The sequence below is a fragment of the Bradyrhizobium sp. HKCCYLS1011 genome, from assembly GCF_051167795.1.
Taxonomy (GTDB): domain Bacteria; phylum Pseudomonadota; class Alphaproteobacteria; order Rhizobiales; family Xanthobacteraceae; genus Bradyrhizobium.
The window spans coordinates 220917-238472 of record NZ_JBNPTT010000005.1; the positions used below are offsets into that span (position 1 = coordinate 220917).

The 17556-nt window shown below is 62.1% G+C and carries 18 protein-coding genes; 13 read left to right on the plus strand and 5 right to left on the minus strand.

Annotation, left to right across the window (positions count from 1 at the left end):
• Nucleotides 1-2 precede the first annotated feature (2 nt).
• From ACQR1W_RS18075 to ACQR1W_RS18135, 13 genes are all read left to right on the plus strand, one after another.
• Nucleotides 3-1055, plus strand: a complete 1053-nt coding sequence (locus ACQR1W_RS18075; protein WP_434852053.1) for a hypothetical protein — start codon at nt 3-5, stop codon at nt 1053-1055.
• A gap of 1 nt (nt 1056) precedes the next feature.
• Nucleotides 1057-1671 carry a hypothetical protein gene (locus tag ACQR1W_RS18080; RefSeq protein ID WP_434852054.1) on the plus strand — a complete coding sequence of 205 codons (615 nt, stop codon included), beginning with the start codon at nt 1057-1059 and terminating at the stop codon, nt 1669-1671.
• An 83-nt stretch (nt 1672-1754) separates the two neighbouring features.
• Complete coding sequence (locus ACQR1W_RS18085; protein ID WP_434852055.1) at nt 1755-3167, plus strand: phage tail sheath C-terminal domain-containing protein; 1413 nt, start codon at nt 1755-1757, stop codon at nt 3165-3167.
• Nucleotides 3168-3178: 11 nt separating this feature from the next.
• Complete coding sequence (locus ACQR1W_RS18090; RefSeq protein WP_315743088.1) at nt 3179-3682, plus strand: phage major tail tube protein; 504 nt, start codon at nt 3179-3181, stop codon at nt 3680-3682.
• Between the two features lie 60 nt (nt 3683-3742).
• Nucleotides 3743-4027 carry a phage tail assembly protein gene (locus ACQR1W_RS18095; protein WP_434852056.1) on the plus strand — a complete coding sequence of 95 codons (285 nt, stop codon included), beginning with the start codon at nt 3743-3745 and terminating at the stop codon, nt 4025-4027.
• 159 nt (nt 4028-4186) lie between these two features.
• A complete protein-coding gene (locus ACQR1W_RS18100) occupies nt 4187-6760 on the plus strand; it encodes a phage tail tape measure protein (RefSeq protein WP_434852057.1) in 2574 nt (857 codons plus the stop codon).
• Between the two features lie 2 nt (nt 6761-6762).
• Nucleotides 6763-7149 carry a phage tail protein gene (locus ACQR1W_RS18105; RefSeq protein WP_434852058.1) on the plus strand — a complete coding sequence of 129 codons (387 nt, stop codon included), beginning with the start codon at nt 6763-6765 and terminating at the stop codon, nt 7147-7149.
• Nucleotides 7149-7358 (plus strand): tail protein X, encoded by a 210-nt coding sequence (locus ACQR1W_RS18110; protein WP_407156298.1) that lies wholly within the window; start codon nt 7149-7151, stop codon nt 7356-7358. The genes ACQR1W_RS18105 and ACQR1W_RS18110 overlap by 1 nt, the downstream gene beginning before the upstream one ends.
• The gene (locus ACQR1W_RS18115) at nt 7355-8437 is read left to right on the plus strand and encodes a phage late control D family protein (RefSeq protein ID WP_434852059.1); all 1083 of its coding nucleotides are present in this window, start codon (nt 7355-7357) and stop codon (nt 8435-8437) included. Before ACQR1W_RS18110 ends, ACQR1W_RS18115 begins: the two co-directional genes overlap by 4 nt.
• A 73-nt stretch (nt 8438-8510) precedes the next feature.
• Complete coding sequence (locus ACQR1W_RS18120; RefSeq protein WP_434852060.1) at nt 8511-9398, plus strand: glycoside hydrolase family 19 protein; 888 nt, start codon at nt 8511-8513, stop codon at nt 9396-9398.
• A 10-nt stretch (nt 9399-9408) separates the two neighbouring features.
• Nucleotides 9409-9777 carry a hypothetical protein gene (locus ACQR1W_RS18125; protein ID WP_434852061.1) on the plus strand — a complete coding sequence of 123 codons (369 nt, stop codon included), beginning with the start codon at nt 9409-9411 and terminating at the stop codon, nt 9775-9777.
• Nucleotides 9778-9835: 58 nt separating this feature from the next.
• The gene (locus tag ACQR1W_RS18130; protein WP_434852062.1) at nt 9836-10306 is read left to right on the plus strand and encodes a hypothetical protein; all 471 of its coding nucleotides are present in this window, start codon (nt 9836-9838) and stop codon (nt 10304-10306) included.
• Between the two features lie 5 nt (nt 10307-10311).
• Nucleotides 10312-10647: a hypothetical protein gene (locus ACQR1W_RS18135; RefSeq protein ID WP_434852063.1), complete on the plus strand. Its 336-nt coding sequence runs from the start codon at nt 10312-10314 to the stop codon at nt 10645-10647.
• 189 nt (nt 10648-10836) lie between these two features.
• Here ACQR1W_RS18135 and ACQR1W_RS18140 read toward each other — a convergent pair whose 3' ends face one another.
• Genes ACQR1W_RS18140 through ihpA form a run of 5 tightly spaced genes read right to left on the minus strand, consistent with a single transcriptional unit; the run spans nt 10837 to nt 17502 of the window.
• Nucleotides 10837-11685 (minus strand): cation diffusion facilitator family transporter, encoded by an 849-nt coding sequence (locus tag ACQR1W_RS18140; protein ID WP_434852064.1) that lies wholly within the window; start codon nt 11683-11685, stop codon nt 10837-10839.
• Nucleotides 11686-11707: 22 nt separating this feature from the next.
• Nucleotides 11708-12079 carry a hypothetical protein gene (locus tag ACQR1W_RS18145; protein ID WP_434852065.1) on the minus strand — a complete coding sequence of 124 codons (372 nt, stop codon included), beginning with the start codon at nt 12077-12079 and terminating at the stop codon, nt 11708-11710.
• Nucleotides 12076-15291 (minus strand): efflux RND transporter permease subunit, encoded by a 3216-nt coding sequence (locus ACQR1W_RS18150; protein WP_434852066.1) that lies wholly within the window; start codon nt 15289-15291, stop codon nt 12076-12078. The genes ACQR1W_RS18145 and ACQR1W_RS18150 overlap by 4 nt, the downstream gene beginning before the upstream one ends.
• Nucleotides 15284-16234: a divalent metal ion exporter adaptor subunit IhpB gene (ihpB, locus tag ACQR1W_RS18155; RefSeq protein WP_434852067.1), complete on the minus strand. Its 951-nt coding sequence runs from the start codon at nt 16232-16234 to the stop codon at nt 15284-15286. Before ihpB ends, ACQR1W_RS18150 begins: the two co-directional genes overlap by 8 nt.
• A complete protein-coding gene (gene ihpA / locus ACQR1W_RS18160) occupies nt 16231-17502 on the minus strand; it encodes a divalent metal ion exporter subunit IhpA (RefSeq protein ID WP_434852068.1) in 1272 nt (423 codons plus the stop codon). Before ihpA ends, ihpB begins: the two co-directional genes overlap by 4 nt.
• Nucleotides 17503-17556 lie beyond the last annotated feature (54 nt).

The window sequence follows — 17556 nt, forward strand, 5'->3', positions numbered from 1 at the left end:
AGATGCCGAACGATCAGACGCAGCGGGGATACCCGCTGCCGCATCCCGACAACGTCGCCCGTGAAGACGCGCAGCGCATCCGTAACGCCATTTCGCAGATCAGTGACGACATTGCAGAGATTGCTGATCGCAACGTCATCGCGACGGAGGATACGCCGGGCAGCGTGCGATTGGCGACCGATGCCGAGCGCATTGCGGGCACCGCCGAAGATCGCGTGCTCACGGTCAAGCGCACCAAGGACATGATCACGGCGCTTCTTAGCACCGTCGAGACCGCCCTGAATGCCGCCATGAATGCGCTACAACAGACCACGACGGATCAGTTGAGCCAGAACGAGTCCGACGTCAATAAGGCCATCGCCGATCTCAATTCCTCTGTCGCGACGCAGCTTGGCAACTTCACCAACACGCTTGCCGGAAAGTTCGACAAGGCGGGGGGTGCGCTTAGTGGCTCGGTAGCGATCGACATGCCAGTGGGTCAAATTGCATCGATCAGCGGGGAGATCGGCGGAAAGTTGCGTTGGATGCTGGCGTTGGGCGCTGGTGGTGCCGAAAGCGGAAACAACGCCGGCTCAAACCTGCAACTGAACCGCCACAACGACGCGGGTGCTTTTCTTGGCACGGCCATCGGTATCAACCGGGCTACCGGAGATATCACGCTCGGCGGAGCGATTGGCTCGACGTATAACATCTCTGGCAATGACCTCCGTGCCACTCGCAACGACGGACAGGGCTACGTGTTCTTCGGGACCGGGCAGACCTATATCGGCTTCAATGGCTCAAACTTCGTCGCAACCAATTGGCTGATATCGCCGAACGGACAGCGCTATTCTGCGCTCAATGAGATCAACAACTTCGTAGCGCAAGCGCGGTTTGTCTACGTCGGTGACATTCAGGTGGATAGGCAGGGCGAGGTTGAATCGGGAGGCGCATGCGTTACTGGTATCAACTACGGCCCGAGCAATTGGTCGGAAGGCAATACGGTCTGGTACCGTTTGCGCGCACTTCAGTACTACATTCCCAACGTGGGTTGGGTCGGATTTGGATGGAGCTGATATGAACATCTTTGATCATGGGACCTGGTCGCGTTATCAGCCGAACGAGGTTCCAGCGGGCTTCCCGCCCGTTCTTTTTTCTGGAGCGATCTTTCTCCGCTCTGGCGCCAGTGGCGCTGATTGGTACGACTACCAGCGTGCGGGCAATTTTGATGCGGCGAGCATCAAGGCCACATGCCGCGCGTTAGGTGACCGCTGGATTGTGAGCGTGGCAACTGTTGAGCAATCGCGGCTTTTGCCGGACGGTTGTCGGGTTATCGAGCTGTTTGACGCGATTGACTTCACGGACCCGAACGCGCCGGACCCTCAAACGTTGTTCGGGGACAAGGTCTATGACCCGGCAGCAAACGTGCTCGCGGACGCGCCGACCCCTCCGGTCGTGGTGCCCGAAACGGCCAGCAAGCTGGGCCTGAAGCGCGCCCTGGACGAGTTGGGGAGGTGGGCGCAGGCGAAAGCCCTGATTGCCTCCAATGCGAACACGCAAGAGGAGTGGGATTTGGCGAACGAGATCAACCGCACAGATCCCATTGTGCTGGGTATGATCAACGCCTTGCAGCTTCAGCCTACGGATGTTGACGCCATTCTCATCCGCGCGCGAGAGCTGACCAAGGCTTAGGGATACCGAAACCGTCCCGACAACCGAGGTGACGCCTCCTACGGTGCTCTCAATCCCATCGCTTTGAGGATTGAGAACACACAATGTCCCTTACCGACTTTCTGCACGGCGTCGAGACTGTCGTCGTAGACTCCGGCCCTCGGCCGATCCAGACCGTCCGTTCGTCCGTGATCGGATTGATCGGCACTGCTCCGAAAGCGAACGATGTCGCTTTCCCCTTCAACACGCCCGTTCTCGTGAACCGTCGTCAGGCTGCTGCCGCGATCGGCGCGGATGGAACTCTGCCGCAAGCCATTGACGCGATCTATGACCAGGGCGGCGCCCTCATCGTCGTCGTCCGTGTCGAGACGGCTGCGGAGGAGAACGTCCAACTTTCCAAGATCATCGGTGGCATCGACCCGGTCACCGGCGCCTTCAGCGGCATTCACGCTTTCCGCGCGGCCGAGGCCGAGTGCGGCGTTTCGCCCATGATCCTGATCGCGCCGGGCTTCACGCACCAGCGGCCGATCGGCGTGAGCGGCCACACCGTCACCAACGCAGGCACCAGCGACTACACCGAGGCGACGATCACGTTCGCCGGTGGTGGCGCCGGCGCGGTCTTGCCGCAGGCGAAGGTGCTCATCGTCAATGGCAAGGTCACCGGCCTTGAGTTCTCCTCGCTCGGCTACGGCATGACCGCAGCGGTCACCGCGACGATCGACGGCGATGGCGAGGGCGCGGCCGTGACGATCCAGACCGGGGCGTCCGCGAATCCGGTGGTCAATGAGATGTTGGCCCTGGCCGATGCCATGAAGGCGCATATCCTGGCCGATGGTCCCTCGACCACGGATGCCGCCGCGTTCGCATACCGCGCTGACTATGGCTCCCGTCGCGTGTTCGTCATCGACCCGACCGTGTCCGGCTGGTCGGTGAAGACCAGCACCTACTCATTGGAGCGCGCTTCGGCTCGCGTCGCCGGCCTGATCTCGCGCGTCGATAACGACACTGGCTTCTGGGAGTCGCCGTCGAACAAAGAGGTCTACGGCATGGCCGGTCTCGGTCGGCCAATCGACTACGCCTACGGTGACAAGAACAGCCGTGCGAACATCCTCAACGAAAACGAGATCGCGACGTTCATCCGCGACGACGGTTGGTATCTGTGGGGCAACCGCACTTGCTCGGCGGATGAGAAGTTCGCCTTCCTGTCCGTGTCCCGCACAGCCGACATGATCGACATCTCGATCGCCAAGGCGCACCGCTGGGCGGTCGATCGCGCGATCACCAAGCAGTACCTCGATGACGTGGTCGCGTCGGTCAACGCCTACATGCGGCAGTTGAAGACGAAGGGCGCGATCCTCGGCGGTCAGTGCTGGGTCGATCCCGAGTTCAACACGGAGGCCGACATCACCGAAGGCCATGTGACGTTCTCGTATGACTTCACCCCGCCGTATCCGGCCGAGCGCGTGACCTTCCGGTCGCATCTCGTCTCCGACTACATCCGCAACCTCTTCGCATAACGGGGAAAGAGATGATCCCGCGCGTACTCCGCAACTTCAACAGCTTCGTGAATGGGGTCGGCTATGCCGGCCGCATTTCCGAAGTCGAGCTTCCCGAACTCAACATCAAGACCGAGGAGTATCGGGCCGGCGGCATGGATGCACCCGCCGAACTCGACCTTGGCATGGAGGTCATGACCGCCAAGTTCACGTTCGGCGAATACAACACGCAGATTCTCGGCCTGTTCGGCAACATGGACGGCAACGCCTCGCGCGTGCAGCTCCGTGGCGCCCTTCAGCGCGACGGCGAGCCCGCCGTTGCGATGATCGTCGATCTGCATGGCGGCTTCAAGTCGAACACGCTCAACACTTGGAAGGCGGGCGACCTGACGCAGAACGAAGCCACGATGACCCTTCGCTATCTGAAGATTCAGATCGGCGACACCGTCGCGGTCGAGATCGACGTGGACAACATGATCCGGCTGGTCAACGGCGTGGATCAGTTGGCTTCGATCCGCACTGCGATGGGCATGTAATCACAACGGGCCGGTCTCGCTACGGCGGACCGGCCACTACCTAGCGGGAGACTACCGACTATGACTGATGAAGTGCAGCCGGACATGCGCTTGACGGCGGATGTCAAACTCGACTTCCCGGTGACCGTGGATGCTGTGGCGTACAATAAGCTGACGATGCGCCGTCCGAAGACCAAGGACTCGATCAAGGCGGCGAAGTTCAAGGGGCACGACGCCGATCGCGGCATCCTGCTCTTGGCTGATCTCTGCGGCGTTGCGCCGGACGTGATTCAGGAACTTGACGAACTCGATGCGAAGAAGCTCGGCGATCAGCTTGAGGCTTTTCGTGGGGGTCAGTCGAACTAATCGATCTCCGCAAGGCGATCCTGACGCTCATTCGGCTGACCAAAGGCGGCATCTCAATCAGCGAAGTCGAAGAAATGATGCTCTCCGACTTCTACGAATGGCTCGAAGCCGCCACGGAGCTTCAGGCTGATATCAACAATGCGATGAAGGCAAAGTAAGATGGCGACCGGCTTCTCCGTATTCGTCAATATCGGGGGCAAGGTCAGTCCCAGCCTCAACGCCGCAGTGAACGCAGCGAAGTCGCAGGTCAATGGCCTTGCGACTTCGCTCGCCGCCGCCTCCAAAAGCTTCAGTGCTCCGTTCGTGGCGGTCAATAAGCACCTCGATGCGACGGCGAAGCGGATGGCTACCATCCAACGCGCCGGCCGCAATGCAACGTTGGGCGTGACCGCGCCGGTCGGCCTCTTGGCGATCAGCGCCATCAAGGCGGCGAATGAGCGCGCCAAGGCGATCAATGTGCTCGACGCGGTCGGCCTCGATGACTACGGCGCCGACCAAGAGAAGGAGCGTGAGGCCGCGAAGAAAGACATCGTGAGCTTCGCTGACACGCTCTCCAAGAAGTACGGCGACGCGACCGAAATTCTGAAGACCTTCAATGAACTGCTCAAGGCGGGCTTCAGCGCGCCAGCGGCGAAGGGCTCCATCGAGACCGTGTTGCAGGGCGCAGCGGGCGCCGAAGACATGAGCGGCGCGGAGCTTGGCGGCTATGTTACCAAGCTCGCGACGCAATTCCGGCTTGGCATGAAGTCCACGGAGGATGCGGCGGCGAGCACGCAGCGCATCGTTGACGCGCTGGTATACGGCGCGCTGAAGACGAGCGCCAGTACGAAGGATATGGCGCAGTCGTTCAAATACGTCGGCGCGGCAGCGGCGGCGGCCGGTCAATCGGTCGAGAAGACGAACGCGCTCGTCATCTCCTTGGCGAAGGGCGGCTTCGTCAATTCGGAGTCGGGCGTCGCACTTCGGTCCGCATACGTCCGTCTTGTGAAGCCGACGAAGGGCGGTCGCGCCGCGATGTCGAAGCTGGGGCTGAATTATTCGGACTATGTGTCGCAAGGCAACCGGACCGGCGCGGGCATCAGTGCGGGCCTTGCCGCGCAGGGATACGACATCGATGCGAAGCAGATCGACAAGGCCCTCGCGAGCAATAAGGGGGCGCCCGAGAAGCAGCGCAAGGCAATCTATGACGCGGTAGTCATGAAGCTCGGCGCGACCAAGGCTGAAGACCTCAAGACCATCATGGAAGCCGTCGATGATAGCTTCACGGCGTCCGGCAATGAGATCGACCTGATCAAGCTCCTGAAGGACTTGAAGGCGAAGGGCGCCGGCCAAGGCGAGTTGGCCGCGATCTTCGAGGGTCGCCAGTCCGTCCGCATGATGGCGTCCATGATGCAGAATCTCGACGACATCCTGAAGGATGTGGAGGGCTACTCGAAAGGCTACACGCAGAAGGTCTTTAAGCGGCTGTTCGTGGGGCTGCCGGCGCAGGTGACCGAGCTTGACGCCTCTTACAAGATGCTCCGCAACACGCTCACCGAGCTTGTCATGCCGGACGTTCTCAAGGGCATGAAGTGGCTTGAGCAGTCGATGATCAGGTTGCGCGAGTCGAATCCCGCCTTGCTGAAGACCGGCATCTATTTGACCGCCGCTGCGGCAGCGGCCGGTCCGCTGATGTTCGCGCTGGGCGCTCTTGGCCGCGTTGGTTTGGTTGCCTTGAAGGGGCTCAACATAGTGACCCTCAGCCTGCTCATGCCGTTCCGGCTGCTCGGGACCGTGCTGCTTTGGGTGGCGCGTGGCCTATTGCTGCTCCCGGCGCGCGCCGCAGCGGCGGCCATCGGCCTGCGCATGCTGACCGCGCTCGGCGCTGGCACGACGCTGTCTGCGCTCGCCATGAGCCTTGCGCGGCTTGCGGCGTCCCCGTTCTTGCTGATCGCTTCTGGCATCCGCGCCGTTGCACTCGCCATGGTCTCGCTTGTCGCGAATCCGGTCGGCCTAATCATCGCCGGCCTGGTGGTCGGGCTCACCGCGCTCGGCGTGTGGGTCTCGAATAATTGGGCGGGCATCAAGCAGTTCTTCGCGGGCTTCGGGGAGGGCTTCTTGAAGGGTCTCGGCCCTGCGGGCGAGTCCGTCAAGCAGCTCTCGGACGGCCTCGCTAGCGCGTTTAAATGGGTGTCTGACATGCTCGGACCCCTCGACGCGAGCAATGCGAAGTGGCGCGAGTGGGGGACCACGGTCGGCGGTATCGCGGCGGACGGCGTCAACACGGTGATCTCTGCGATTGAAAAGCTGATCGGATTGATCGGGAGCGCGATCGACAAGTTCGTCAGCCTGGGGAGGGCTATCGGGAACGCCTTCAAGGGCGCTTGGGGCAGCGGGATCGAAGGCGGGGCGCCTGCGCCTGCGCCGCCGGTGGCCGGCGCTCGCGCGCTGGGCGGGCCGGTGAGTTACGGCAAGCCGTATCTGGTCGGTGAGCGCGGCCCCGAGCTTTTCGTGCCCGGCGCGACCGGCCGTATCGAGACGAACAGCATGCTTCGCCGGCTCAATGCCAGCGGTGCGGCTGCGGTCGCCTCATCATCCAGCGGGGGCGGAACCGTCTCGAACTCCAATCGGGTGGAGATCAACATGGCCGTGAACGGCGGCGATCCGGCCGAGGTTCGTCGCGTCGCCCAAGAGGCGGTCTATGCCGTGCTCGCACGGATTGAGTCCGAGCAGCGTGGCCTTCTGAGTGATTGATCATGCAGAGCACCGTCCTCCTTGCACTAGGCTCCTATCGCTTCTCCGTGACCACGGGAGCCTATCAGAAGTTCGAGCGCACGACCGCTTGGCGGTGGCCGGCGACGGATCGGATCGGGGTGGCACCGGCGAAGCAGTACGTCGGACCCGGCGAGGATGAGATCAGCATCGAAGGCACGATCTATCCGCACTATCGCGGCGGCCTTCGGCAGATCGACCAGATGCGCGCCCAGGCCGGTCTCGGTCAGCCGTTGCCGCTCATCACCGGCTTCGGCCGGTTTCTCGGGAATTGGTGCATCGAGAAGATCAAGGAAAATCAAGACTACCTGATGTCGGACGGTGCGCCCCGCAAAATCGAGTTCACAATCGACCTGGGGGCTTACTCCTGATGGCTGAGACCTACACCACGCAAGAGGGCGACACGGTGGACCTCATCGCCTGGAATCGGTTCGGCGTCACGCATGGCGCGACCGAGGCGATCCTGCGCGCGAACCCCGGCCTCGCTGCCGCCGGCACGAAGCTCCCGGAGGGGCTGACGGTGACGATCCCGGCATTCACCCCGAAGAAGGTCACCGCAGCCGCGAGGATTTGGTCGTGACGCCTGCCGCCCGCATCGTCCTTGACGGGAAGGACATCACCGCGAACCTGATCCCGGCTCCCTTCGGGCTGCCGTTGGAAGGCGGCGGTCGCGTCATCGCAGGCGGACTCGGCAGCAACTGTCCATTGATCTCGCTGACCATTCAGGATCATGAGGCCAAGAAGTCGGACTCCTGCGAGCTGGAACTCGACAATCGGGAATACATCCCGTCGCCGGGCAAGGGCTCGAAGCTGGAAGTTTGGCTCGGCTTCGTCGAGACCGGCGTCAACTACATGGGCCTCTATCAGATCGATTCGTGGACGAAGAAGGGGCGGCCGAAGATCATGACCGTGTCCGCCAAGGCCGCCGGCCTTACGACCGAGATCAAGGCTCCGAAGTCGCGCTCCTATCACGAGAAAAGCGTCGAGGAGATCGTGCAGTACATCGCCGGGCGCAATGGCCTGCGGGCGATCGTTGCCGGCGAACTCGGCAGCCTGAAGCCGGGTCACCTCGATCAATCCAACGAGTCCGACTTGAACTTCCTCACACGGCTTGCCGGCCGGATTGGTGGCAACTTCAAGCTGGCGAACGGGACGGTCATCATGAACAAAGCGGGCTCGGGCCTGCTTCCGGGCGGCGGCGTGGCCCCGACATTCGTGCTGACAGAGACCGGACAGACTGAGTGGGATTGCACCGGCTCGACGCGCGGCGACTACAACTCCGTTGAGGCGGCGTGGCACAACGTCAAGAAGGGCGAGCGCGAGTGGGTAGAGGCCAGCGGTGGCGGCGGCAGCGGGCCCAAGCATCGCGTCCGCAAGCTGTTCAAGACGAAGGAGGAGGCCGAGGCGCAGGCCAAGGCCACGAAGGGCGCGCTCGCTCGCGGCAAGAAAATCTTCGGCGCCGGCTTCCCCGGCCGCACCGAGATGTTCGCCGGGGCAGGGATCACGGCAACCGGCTTCGATCCCGACTGCGACGGCAGCTACACTATCAAATCGGCGACGCACACGCTTAACAGTTCTGGCCTTAAGACGCGCATTTCTTGCGAGACCGCAGGCGAAGGCAACGGCGATACGTGGGGCGGTAGCGGCGGCGAAGAGTAGGTGAGGGCTACTAAAACCGTCCCGTCAAACGCGGAACGATTAGCGATGATGCTCTTAACAAAAGAGGTTCATCGTGACGATCAAGATCGACGCCGCTTCCATCAAGCAGATTTTCCCGCGCGCGCCGCAAGAGGTGATCGATGCGTTCGCCTCGAAGCAGGCTGCGCTCGACGCGGCGGGTATCACGCATACCCGCACGCGGCTGACCGACTTCTTCGCGAACATCGATCATGAGTGCGCCGGCTTTGCGCTGAAGGGCCTGACCGAGAATATCAACTATACCGCTGCGCGCATGGCGGCGGTGTGGCCGAACCGCTTCAAGAACTCCGCCGCCGTCGTTGCGAAGTATGGCTCCGCTCCCGGTTGGCAGAAGCGCGCGTTCGACGACATCTACGGCAATCGGATGGGCAACCGCCCTGGCACCCACGACGGCTCGACGTACATTGGGCGCGGTGGTCCGCAGTGGACCGGGCGCGATGGCTACGTGGCGCTCGCGCAGCGCACGGGCCTTCCCGCTGTCGAGACGCCGGATGTCGCGACCAATCTCGACAAGCAGCCCGAAGTCTGCGCCGCGTTTTGGGCGTGGAAGAACCTCAACCCGAAGGCGGATGTCGGCGACTTCACCGGGCTCGTGAAGATTTGGAATGGCGGCACGAATGGCCTCGCCGAGCGCAAGGCCAACGCGGCTCGCATCGCGCCTATCGTCGCTCGCATGGAAGGCTCGCCGCCGACCGCAAGGCCTCCCGTTGATGTCTACGCTGCGGCGACGCGGAAGGAGCGCGCAGGCGTGGCCGCTGCCGCAGCGGCAACCGTCACGACGAGCATCGGCGCCACTTCGCCGCAGCCGGCCCTTCCGAAGGTTGCGTCCGTCGTCGGCATCGGGTTCGGAATCGTCGCGATGGTTGCGGCGATTGTTTTGATCGCACGGAAGAAGCAGGCCGTGCTTGCTAACTGGCTCTAGGAGAGCAGCTATGTTCTACGTCGTCCTCGCACTGACCGTCGTCACCGCGTTCGCGGTAACCTACGTCTTCCTGATCCGGCCGTTCCTTCATTCGGTTCCGAAGCTGAAGGCCTTCTTTGATGAAGCCGACACCTTTTGGGGGAAGGTGTGGGCTCTCGTCTATCGGTCGGCCACTGTCGCATGGTCATACGCCATGCTGGTTTTCGGCACGCTTTTCAATCAGCTTGACACCATCGCGGGCGCGCTTGGCGACCCCGACCTCAAGACGCAGGTCTCGAACTTCTTTTCCGCTGACCCGAAGGTCCTTGGATGGTTCCTGATGGGCGCCGCCGTTGTGACTCTCGCCGCTCGCCTCCGGTCAATCGCCAAGTCGGTCTAGGGCGACGGCTCGTGTCGGGAGCCTCGACTTCCCGCCGATCTCTTCTGAAGGACAAGCTATGCTCGCTGCGCTTTTTACTGGCCCGATCATCTCCGCGTTGGTCAACTCGATCTTCGGCAACATCACGCAGGCGTTCACGGCGTATCTCAACAAAGAGATCAGCGAAGCGCAACTGAAGGAACAGCTTCAGGCGGCCATGCTGTCGGCCTTCGCCCAGGTGGAGAAGGACTACGCGGCGTCCCTGACGCAGACGTTCCAAAGCTTCATGCAGGCGGCGGCGCAGTCGAAGCTTATGCAAGCGGTGTGGGCGTCGGTCGCATTGTCCCAGCTTATTGTTTTGATCTGGCATCAGATCGGCATTCCCGCAGTGAGCTTCTTCCTCGGTGTTCGCTATCCGTCGTCCGGCGCGACCGTTGATTGGGCCTATGCACTCGTCATGTTCTGCCTCGGGGGCGGCGCTATCTCGATGCGTTTTGGTCCCGGCAGCAATTCCATCAGTTCGCAACTCAAGACCCTCACCGGGAAGTAACGCCAGTGATCACGATCCCGGAGTGGGCCATCGGCATTCTCGGCACCCTGGTAGGTGGCGTGATCGGCCTGCTAATTCGTAACGCGGTGTCGCACACGAAGAACGAAGCGTCCGCAAAAGCAGGGCAGGCAATCGCCAATGAGGCGAAGGCCGCCGCAGCCGAAGCCCACCGGCTTGCCGCTGCGCTCGAACGCGAACTCGCTCAGTTCCGTGAGAAGGTCGCCGAGGAATACGCGACCATCCAACTGATCGACCGGATCGAAGAGCGTCTGGTCGGAGCGTTGGATCGCATCGGTGCGCGCTTCGACCAATTCCTATTGACTCAGGGCAAGCAAAAGTGATCACGGACAAACAGCGCAAATAAGCCAAAATGAGTTCGGCCGAATCGCAATTTTCCTGCGCTTCTAAGGAACAGCCCGAACCAGCCTTTTCTGCCTCAACTGGCGCAAGGTTGACTAAGGGCCATTACCAGACGATCGCTCCTAACTTCCCTTGCGTCCGGGTTGCCTCAGGTAGCGAAGCGCTTACCGTTACCGCGCGGTCGCGCTTAAGTCGTTTCGGGCGTCCTTTATGATCGAGAAGGACGAGTGGAGAAACAGAGCTGCAATGACGACCGCCACAACAAGGTCAGGCCATGGCGTCCGGGTCCATGCGACCAGAACGGCGGCAACTATCACCGCGACGTTGCCGATCGCGTCGTTCCGGCTGAAGAGCCATACCGCGCGCACGTTGGCATCCCCCTGCCTGTGTGGAAGGAGCACTACAGCCGCCATCACATTCACCGCAAGTCCGATCAGGGCAAGAATCCCCATCAGCCCAGCTTCCGGCTGATGCTGCACCAGCATGCGATAGGCGGTCGCGACGAGAACTCCCGCTCCTAGAACGCCAAGGAAGATTCCTTGCAGCAGGGCGGCCTTGGCCCTGGCCGCCAGTCCCCAGCCGACTGCCAACAGCCCAAGGAACGAGATCACTCCGTCTCCGATGAAATCGAGCGCATCGGCCTTCACGGATTGGGAGCCGGCGAGAAACCCGCCGACAATCTCAGCGACGCCGTACCCGGCGTTCAGCAGGACTACGACCCAAAGGGCGCGCTTGTAGGCAGGCGTCAGGTGCGAGAGATCCGGGATCTTATCGTCATCCTCGCCATCGGCAACGCGCGCAAGTCGATAGCCGAGGCTAGTGATCGAGCGTTCGACCTCGGGCAGTGGAGCCATCCCGTCCTCTGTCCGGAGGGTCATCTCCTGGGATGCTATCGACACCTTCGCATCCCGCACGCCTGCGATGGAACGCGCGGCGGCTTCGATCTTGGCAGCGCAGGCGGAGCAATCCATGCCTGTCACGCGGTAACGGACCGCTTCGGCCACGTCCGTTTCCGTCATCGCAAACCTCCTCGCATCGAACCTACTTCTTGAATTTGGCCTGGCCCGACTTCCCCTCGGCGGTTTTGATCGTGAGAGTGATCGTCGCGCCGGCGGGAATCGGGTTCTTGGCCTCGCCCTTGAGCGAGTTCTCGCCTTGGGGCGCAAGGGTGACCGTTTCGCGTGCCGACCCGCCGGCAATCAGCACGGCACCAACATAGCCCTTGGTTGACACCGGCTTGGCTTTGAAGGGCTCGAAGACATTGATGGTGACCGTGCTGCCCGCCGTAAGGAGTTCGGCGTCGATACCGGCTACGTCCAGCATCAGCCCGCCGTTCGGGCCCTTTTCGTAGTCCTCGGCGGAAACCGGCGCGGCGAACAATATGGTAGCGATCAGCAACAGCGTGTACTTCATGGCGACACTCCTTGATGGCCGGATGGGTTCAATTGCGCATTGGCCGATTCCGGCTCTTCCCGCCTGAACAACACGTAGAGGGCCGGCAGCACCAGTAGCGTAAGGGCGGTGGACGAAGCAATTCCGCCAATCACGACGGTAGCCAACGGCCGCTGCACCTCCGCACCCGCACCGGTGGCGATCGCCATTGGAACGAAGCCGAGGGCGGCAACAAGCGCGGTCATCAGGACTGGGCGTAACCGAGTCAGCGCGCCTTCCCGGACGGCATCCACCAGCGCCAGTCCCTCCCGGCGGAGCTTCTCGATGAACGTAATGATGACGAGGCCATTGAGCACAGCGACCCCAGAGAGCGCGATGAAGCCGATTCCGGCGCTGATCGAGAGGGGGATTCCCCTGAGCAGAAGCGCGACGACGCCCCCCGTCAATGCGAGCGGCACCCCGGTAAACACCAGAAGTGCGTCGGGGGCCGATCCGAGACTGATAAATAGTAGCAGGAAGATCAGAAACAGCGCGAGAGGCACGACGATCATCAGGCGTTGCGTTGCTGAGATGAGCTGTTCGAACTGGCCTCCCCATCCGATCCAATAGCCCGAAGGCAATTTCACCTTCTCCGCCACCTGATTTTGAGCATCAGCGATGAAGGAACCGAGATCGCGCCCCCTCACGTTGGCCGTCACAGCAATCCGCCGTTTACCGTCCTCACGGCTGATCAGATTGGGGCCCGGCTTGAGATCGACTTGGGCAAGTTCGGACAGCGGCACGTAGCGGATTTGCGCGAGCGGCGAATTGCCCCAGAGCGCCGCGGTTGCCTTGGTCGGAATTTCAGTCGGTGGCAGCGGAACTGGCAACGACCTGATAGCATCCACATCCGAGCGTAGAGTCTCCGGCAGTCGAACGACGATGTCGAAACGACGATCGCCATCGAACAAGCGGCCCGCGCTCTTGCCGCCCACTGCCATTTCAACGAGATTCTGTACATCGGCGACGTTGATTCCATAGCGCGATAGAGTCTGGCGGTTCAGTTGGACCGTGAGCACGGGCAATCCTGCTGCCTGCTCAGCTTTGACGTCGGCTGCCCCTTTCACCTTCTGCAGGACCGCTTGGACGCGGCTCGCAGCCTGGATTAGCTCGTCCAGGTTGTCGCCGAATATCTTGACGGCCACGTCGCTTCGTACACCCGAGATGAGTTCGTTCATGCGCTGCTGGATCGGCTGCGAGAACCCATAAGCGTTACCGGGGACGTCATCCGCCGCCTGCTGGATTTCCGCCACGACCGCGGTTTTCGGTTTCGCGGGATTGGGCCATTCCTTCCGCGGCTTCAGCATGATGTAGTTGTCCGAGGTGGATTGTGGCATGGGGTCGGTCGCAACCTCAGCCGTGCCGGTACGGGCGAACACCTCTTTGACCTCCGGAAGCTGCAGCAGCCGCCTCTCCAGCATCGCCTCCATTGCCACCGACTGGGTCAGGCTGGCGCTCGGGATGCGGACCACCTCCGTCGAGGCATCCAATTCATCGAGGCTCGGAATAAACTCGCCCCCCATGCGCGAGGCCGCGATGCCGCAGACAATGACCAACAGGACCGCAATCACCGCGACGCCGAACCGGTTGCGGATTGAGGCCGCGAGCAGCGGCGCATAAATGCGGCGCGCGGTTCGCATGAAGAAATTCTCATGTTCGGAGACGCTGCCAGTGACGAAGAGTGCCACGGCCGCCGGCACAAATGTCATCGACAGAATGCTGGCCCCGGTCAATGCCATCAGCACGGTCAAGGCCATCGGGGTGAACATCTTGCCTTCGACGCCGGTGAGCGTGAGAATCGGCAGATAGACAACGGCAATGATGAACGTTCCGAACAGGCTGGGGCGGATGACTTCGCGCGAGCCCGCGAGAATGGTCTCGAAGCGTTCCTCGCGGGTGAGAACTCGGCCGAGCCGCCGCTGCTCCACCGCCAGAAGTCGCAGGCAGTTCTCGACGATGATCACGGCACCATCGATGATGATGCCGAAGTCGATGGCGCCGAGGCTCATGAGATTGGCGCTGACCCTGTTCTCCACCATGCCCGTGATAGCGAACAGCATGGCCAGCGGAATGACGCATGCCGTCGCGACAGCGGCCCTGAAGTTTCCAAGTGTCAGGAATAGAACGACGATCACCAGCAGCGCGCCTTCGAAGAGGTTCCTCGCCACGGTAGCGATCGTCGCTTCGACCAAGCGTGTGCGATCGTAGACAGTGTGCGTGATGACTCCCTCCGGCAACGAGCGTCCGATTTCCTTGAGCCTTGAGGCGACGCGCTGTGCCACGGTGCGGCTGTTCTCGCCGATCAGCAGCATGGCCGTACCCAGCACGACCTCCTTCCCGTTCAACGTTGCCGCACCGGTTCGAAGATCCGTTCCCTCCCTGACATCGGCCACGTCGGACACCCGGACCGGGACGCCATTCCGCGAGCCGACCACGATTTCCTTGATCTCCTCGATGTTTGCGACCTGTCCCGGTGTACGGACAAGGTACTGCTCGCCGTTGCGCTCGATGTAACCGGCGCCGACGTTCGCGTTATTCGAGGCGAGGGCAACCATGATGTCGCGGAAGCTGAGTTTGTAGGCCATCAGTTGCGCGGGATCGGGCAGCACCTGAAACTGTTGCTCGAATCCGCCGACGGAGTTGACCTCGCTTACGCCGGGGACGGTCCGCAATTGGGGCCTGACGATCCAGTCCTGGATCGTTCGCAAGTCGGTGGGACTGTACGTGTCTCCGCCCGCCTTGCGGGCGTCTGGCGTGGCCTCGATCGTGTACATGTAGATCTCACCGAGCCCGGTGGAGATCGGCCCCATCGCGGTCTCGATGGCGGTCGGCAACTGATCCTTGGCCTGCTGAATCCGCTCGTTGACCATCTGCCTCGCAAAGTAGATGTCGGTGCCGTCCTTGAAGATCACCGTGACCTGGCTCAGTCCGTAGCGAGATAGCGACCGCGTGCTCTCGAGATGCGGCAGCCCGCCCATCGCGGTTTCGATCGGAAACGTGATGCGCTGCTCGACCTCAAGAGGCGAGTAACCCGGTGCCCGGCTGTTGATCTGGACCTGAACGTTGGTGATGTCGGGAACCGCGTCGATGGGCAAACGCGTAAAATTCCAGGCGCCGAAACCGGCCATGGCGAGGACGCCGAACATCACCAACCAGCGCTGGCGGATGGCGAAAGACAGGATGCCGTCAATCATTGTCTTCCGCCCCTCCCTTCGCCAGTTCCGCCTTTACAATGAAGCTGTTCTTCGCCGCGTACAGATCGCCCTCCAGCACGCCGAAGGTAACCTCGACGAAATCCTGGTCGCGCTCGCCGATCTCGACATCGCGGGCCTCGAACTTCTCGCCGTCGCGGACGAAGACGACCGTGCGGTTTTCGACGGTCTGCAACGCCGACGATTTCACCGCGATCGCCACCTTCTTCGCCGACAGGTTCAGTCGGCCGGTTGCGAACAAGCCCGGCCGCAGTCGCTGTTCGGCATTCCGCACCACGGCTCTGGCGAGCGCGCTCTGGGTCTCGCTGCTGCCGACCGGCGACACATACGAAATCTTCGCCTCGATCTTGGGTCCGCCGTCGGCGGGATCGATTAGGATTTGATCCCCGACCTTCACGCGGCTGAGGTCGCGCCGGTAGACGGAGAAATCGACCCATACGGTCGAGAGATCGGCGATCACGAACGCCGGCTTCTGCTCGGAAACGTATTCGCCGAGGGTGGTTTGGCGGTCGATGATCGTGCCCGCGAGAGCGGCCTTCAATTCATAGGGGGTCAGGCTTTGATTGCTTTCGACGATGGCGAGGACGTCGCCCTTTTCGACGTGGTCGCCAATCCGCTTGCGGACCTCGCGAACGACGCCTGGGAAGCGGGGCGTGATCTGAACCAGCGATTCCTGGTTGGCCTGCACCATTCCGTTCAGCAGCAGGCTATCGTGCAGCACCGCCGACGCAGCCTTCGCAAGCTCTATCTCGGCGGCGGCGACTTTGGCGTCGCTCATCGCGACGCTGTCCGAATGCTCTTCCTTTTCGGACTTCTCGGTTGCAACCGTCTTGGTCGTCGCCGGTGTCAGCATCCGATAGCCGGCATAGACGAGTGCCCCGGCGACGAGAAAGAAGACCAAATATCGGATCAGTGCTCGAATCATCTTGGGCTCTCGCGCGCGAGCGAAAACGGATTGCCGACGAGTCCTTCGATGGTCGCTACGGCAACGTGGAAGTTCTGCAGGGCCTCCTGCTCGCGCAGTCGCGCCTGGGTGAGGCTCGCCTGGGCGTCCAGCACCTCAAGGAGCGTGAAACGGCCTTGGCCGTAACCATCAGAAATTGCCTGTGCCGCCTGCTCGGCTTTGGGGATCGCGGATTCGCGGAGGATCGCAAGCTCGCGAAGCGAGCCCTGCAGCGAATCGTACGCACGGCCTGCGATCACGATCAGCGTATTCCGGTTCGCTTCACGCTCCGCTTTCGTCTTTGCCAGGCTCTCCTGCGCGGAGAGGATGTTACCCTGGTTCTGGTCGAACACTGGAATCGGCACCGACAGCGTAAGCCGGACGGCGTCGTCGTTTGTCTCATTGAAATGACGCCAGCCGGCGGCGATCTGAACGTCGGGATAGGGTTTCAGCCGGGCGATCAACAGCTCCGCGTTCCGCTGTGCATAGACCGCCGTCCATCGGACCAGTTGCGGATTCGCGTCGATTCCCGCCACAACCGCCTGAAAGGACGCCGGCCTACCAGTGACATCGAGCCGCCCGGAGACGGCGGCGAATTTCGGCACCGAATCTCCCATAAGGACTCCCAGTTCGCGCCGCGCGCTAGCGAGCGTCGATCGGAGCCGTTCGCGATCTGCCTTGACCAACGCGGAAGCCACCTCGGCCCGTCCGGTCTCTGCCGGTGACGATGCACCGGCCTCGACGCGCCGCTGCAGCAGCGGGGTCAACCGATCGATGGCTGCGATCTGCTCGTCGAGAACCTGGATTCGCCGCTGTGCGCCGAGCACGCCCACGAACGCAATGGCCGTTTCCGAGAGCACTTCCAATCGAATTGCCTGACGCTGGATCGTGGCCGTCTCGACCCCCGCCGCCCCGGCCGCAATACGCGCGTCCCGCTTGCCGAACCATTCGAAGGCTTGGCTGATCTGTAAGTTGGTTTCGGCGGATTTCGTCCCCCGAAACTTGCCCGTGCCGAAGGAATCGTCCTGTTCGTAGGACACCTCCGGATTGAGAAGCGCTCCGGCCTGAATGCGCTGCCCCGTCGCGATCCCCACGTCCCGCTCGGCCGCGGTGAGACGAGGGCTGGTGGCGAGTGCACGCGCAAGCGCGGCCCTCATCGTGAGAGTCTGCGAATGTGAAACGCCCGTCAGCCACGGGCTGACCAGAAATACCGCCGCACACGCAAAAAGCGCGGCCTTGTTCCGAAACATGAGCAGTTACCTGACCAAGCAGATCGATCGAGCGCTCGCACGCTCCGAGAAGTC

Bases quoted from the DNA above. Each gene is read 5' to 3' on its own strand.
- ACQR1W_RS18075 (WP_434852053.1), top strand. From the start codon at position 3: ATGCCGAACGATCAGACGCAGCGGGGATACCCGCTGCCGCATCCCGAC.
- ACQR1W_RS18080 (WP_434852054.1), top strand. From the start codon at position 1,057: ATGAACATCTTTGATCATGGGACCTGGTCGCGTTATCAGCCGAACGAG.
- ACQR1W_RS18085 (WP_434852055.1), top strand. From the start codon at position 1,755: ATGTCCCTTACCGACTTTCTGCACGGCGTCGAGACTGTCGTCGTAGAC.
- ACQR1W_RS18090 (WP_315743088.1), top strand. From the start codon at position 3,179: ATGATCCCGCGCGTACTCCGCAACTTCAACAGCTTCGTGAATGGGGTC.
- ACQR1W_RS18095 (WP_434852056.1), top strand. From the start codon at position 3,743: ATGACTGATGAAGTGCAGCCGGACATGCGCTTGACGGCGGATGTCAAA.
- ACQR1W_RS18100 (WP_434852057.1), top strand. From the start codon at position 4,187: ATGGCGACCGGCTTCTCCGTATTCGTCAATATCGGGGGCAAGGTCAGT.
- ACQR1W_RS18105 (WP_434852058.1), top strand. From the start codon at position 6,763: ATGCAGAGCACCGTCCTCCTTGCACTAGGCTCCTATCGCTTCTCCGTG.
- ACQR1W_RS18110 (WP_407156298.1), top strand. From the start codon at position 7,149: ATGGCTGAGACCTACACCACGCAAGAGGGCGACACGGTGGACCTCATC.
- ACQR1W_RS18125 (WP_434852061.1), top strand. From the start codon at position 9,409: ATGTTCTACGTCGTCCTCGCACTGACCGTCGTCACCGCGTTCGCGGTA.
- ACQR1W_RS18130 (WP_434852062.1), top strand. From the start codon at position 9,836: ATGCTCGCTGCGCTTTTTACTGGCCCGATCATCTCCGCGTTGGTCAAC.
- ACQR1W_RS18140 (WP_434852064.1), bottom strand. From the start codon at position 11,685: ATGACGGAAACGGACGTGGCCGAAGCGGTCCGTTACCGCGTGACAGGC.
- ACQR1W_RS18145 (WP_434852065.1), bottom strand. From the start codon at position 12,079: ATGAAGTACACGCTGTTGCTGATCGCTACCATATTGTTCGCCGCGCCG.
- ACQR1W_RS18150 (WP_434852066.1), bottom strand. From the start codon at position 15,291: ATGATTGACGGCATCCTGTCTTTCGCCATCCGCCAGCGCTGGTTGGTG.
- ihpB (WP_434852067.1), bottom strand. From the start codon at position 16,234: ATGATTCGAGCACTGATCCGATATTTGGTCTTCTTTCTCGTCGCCGGG.
- ihpA (WP_434852068.1), bottom strand. From the start codon at position 17,502: ATGTTTCGGAACAAGGCCGCGCTTTTTGCGTGTGCGGCGGTATTTCTG.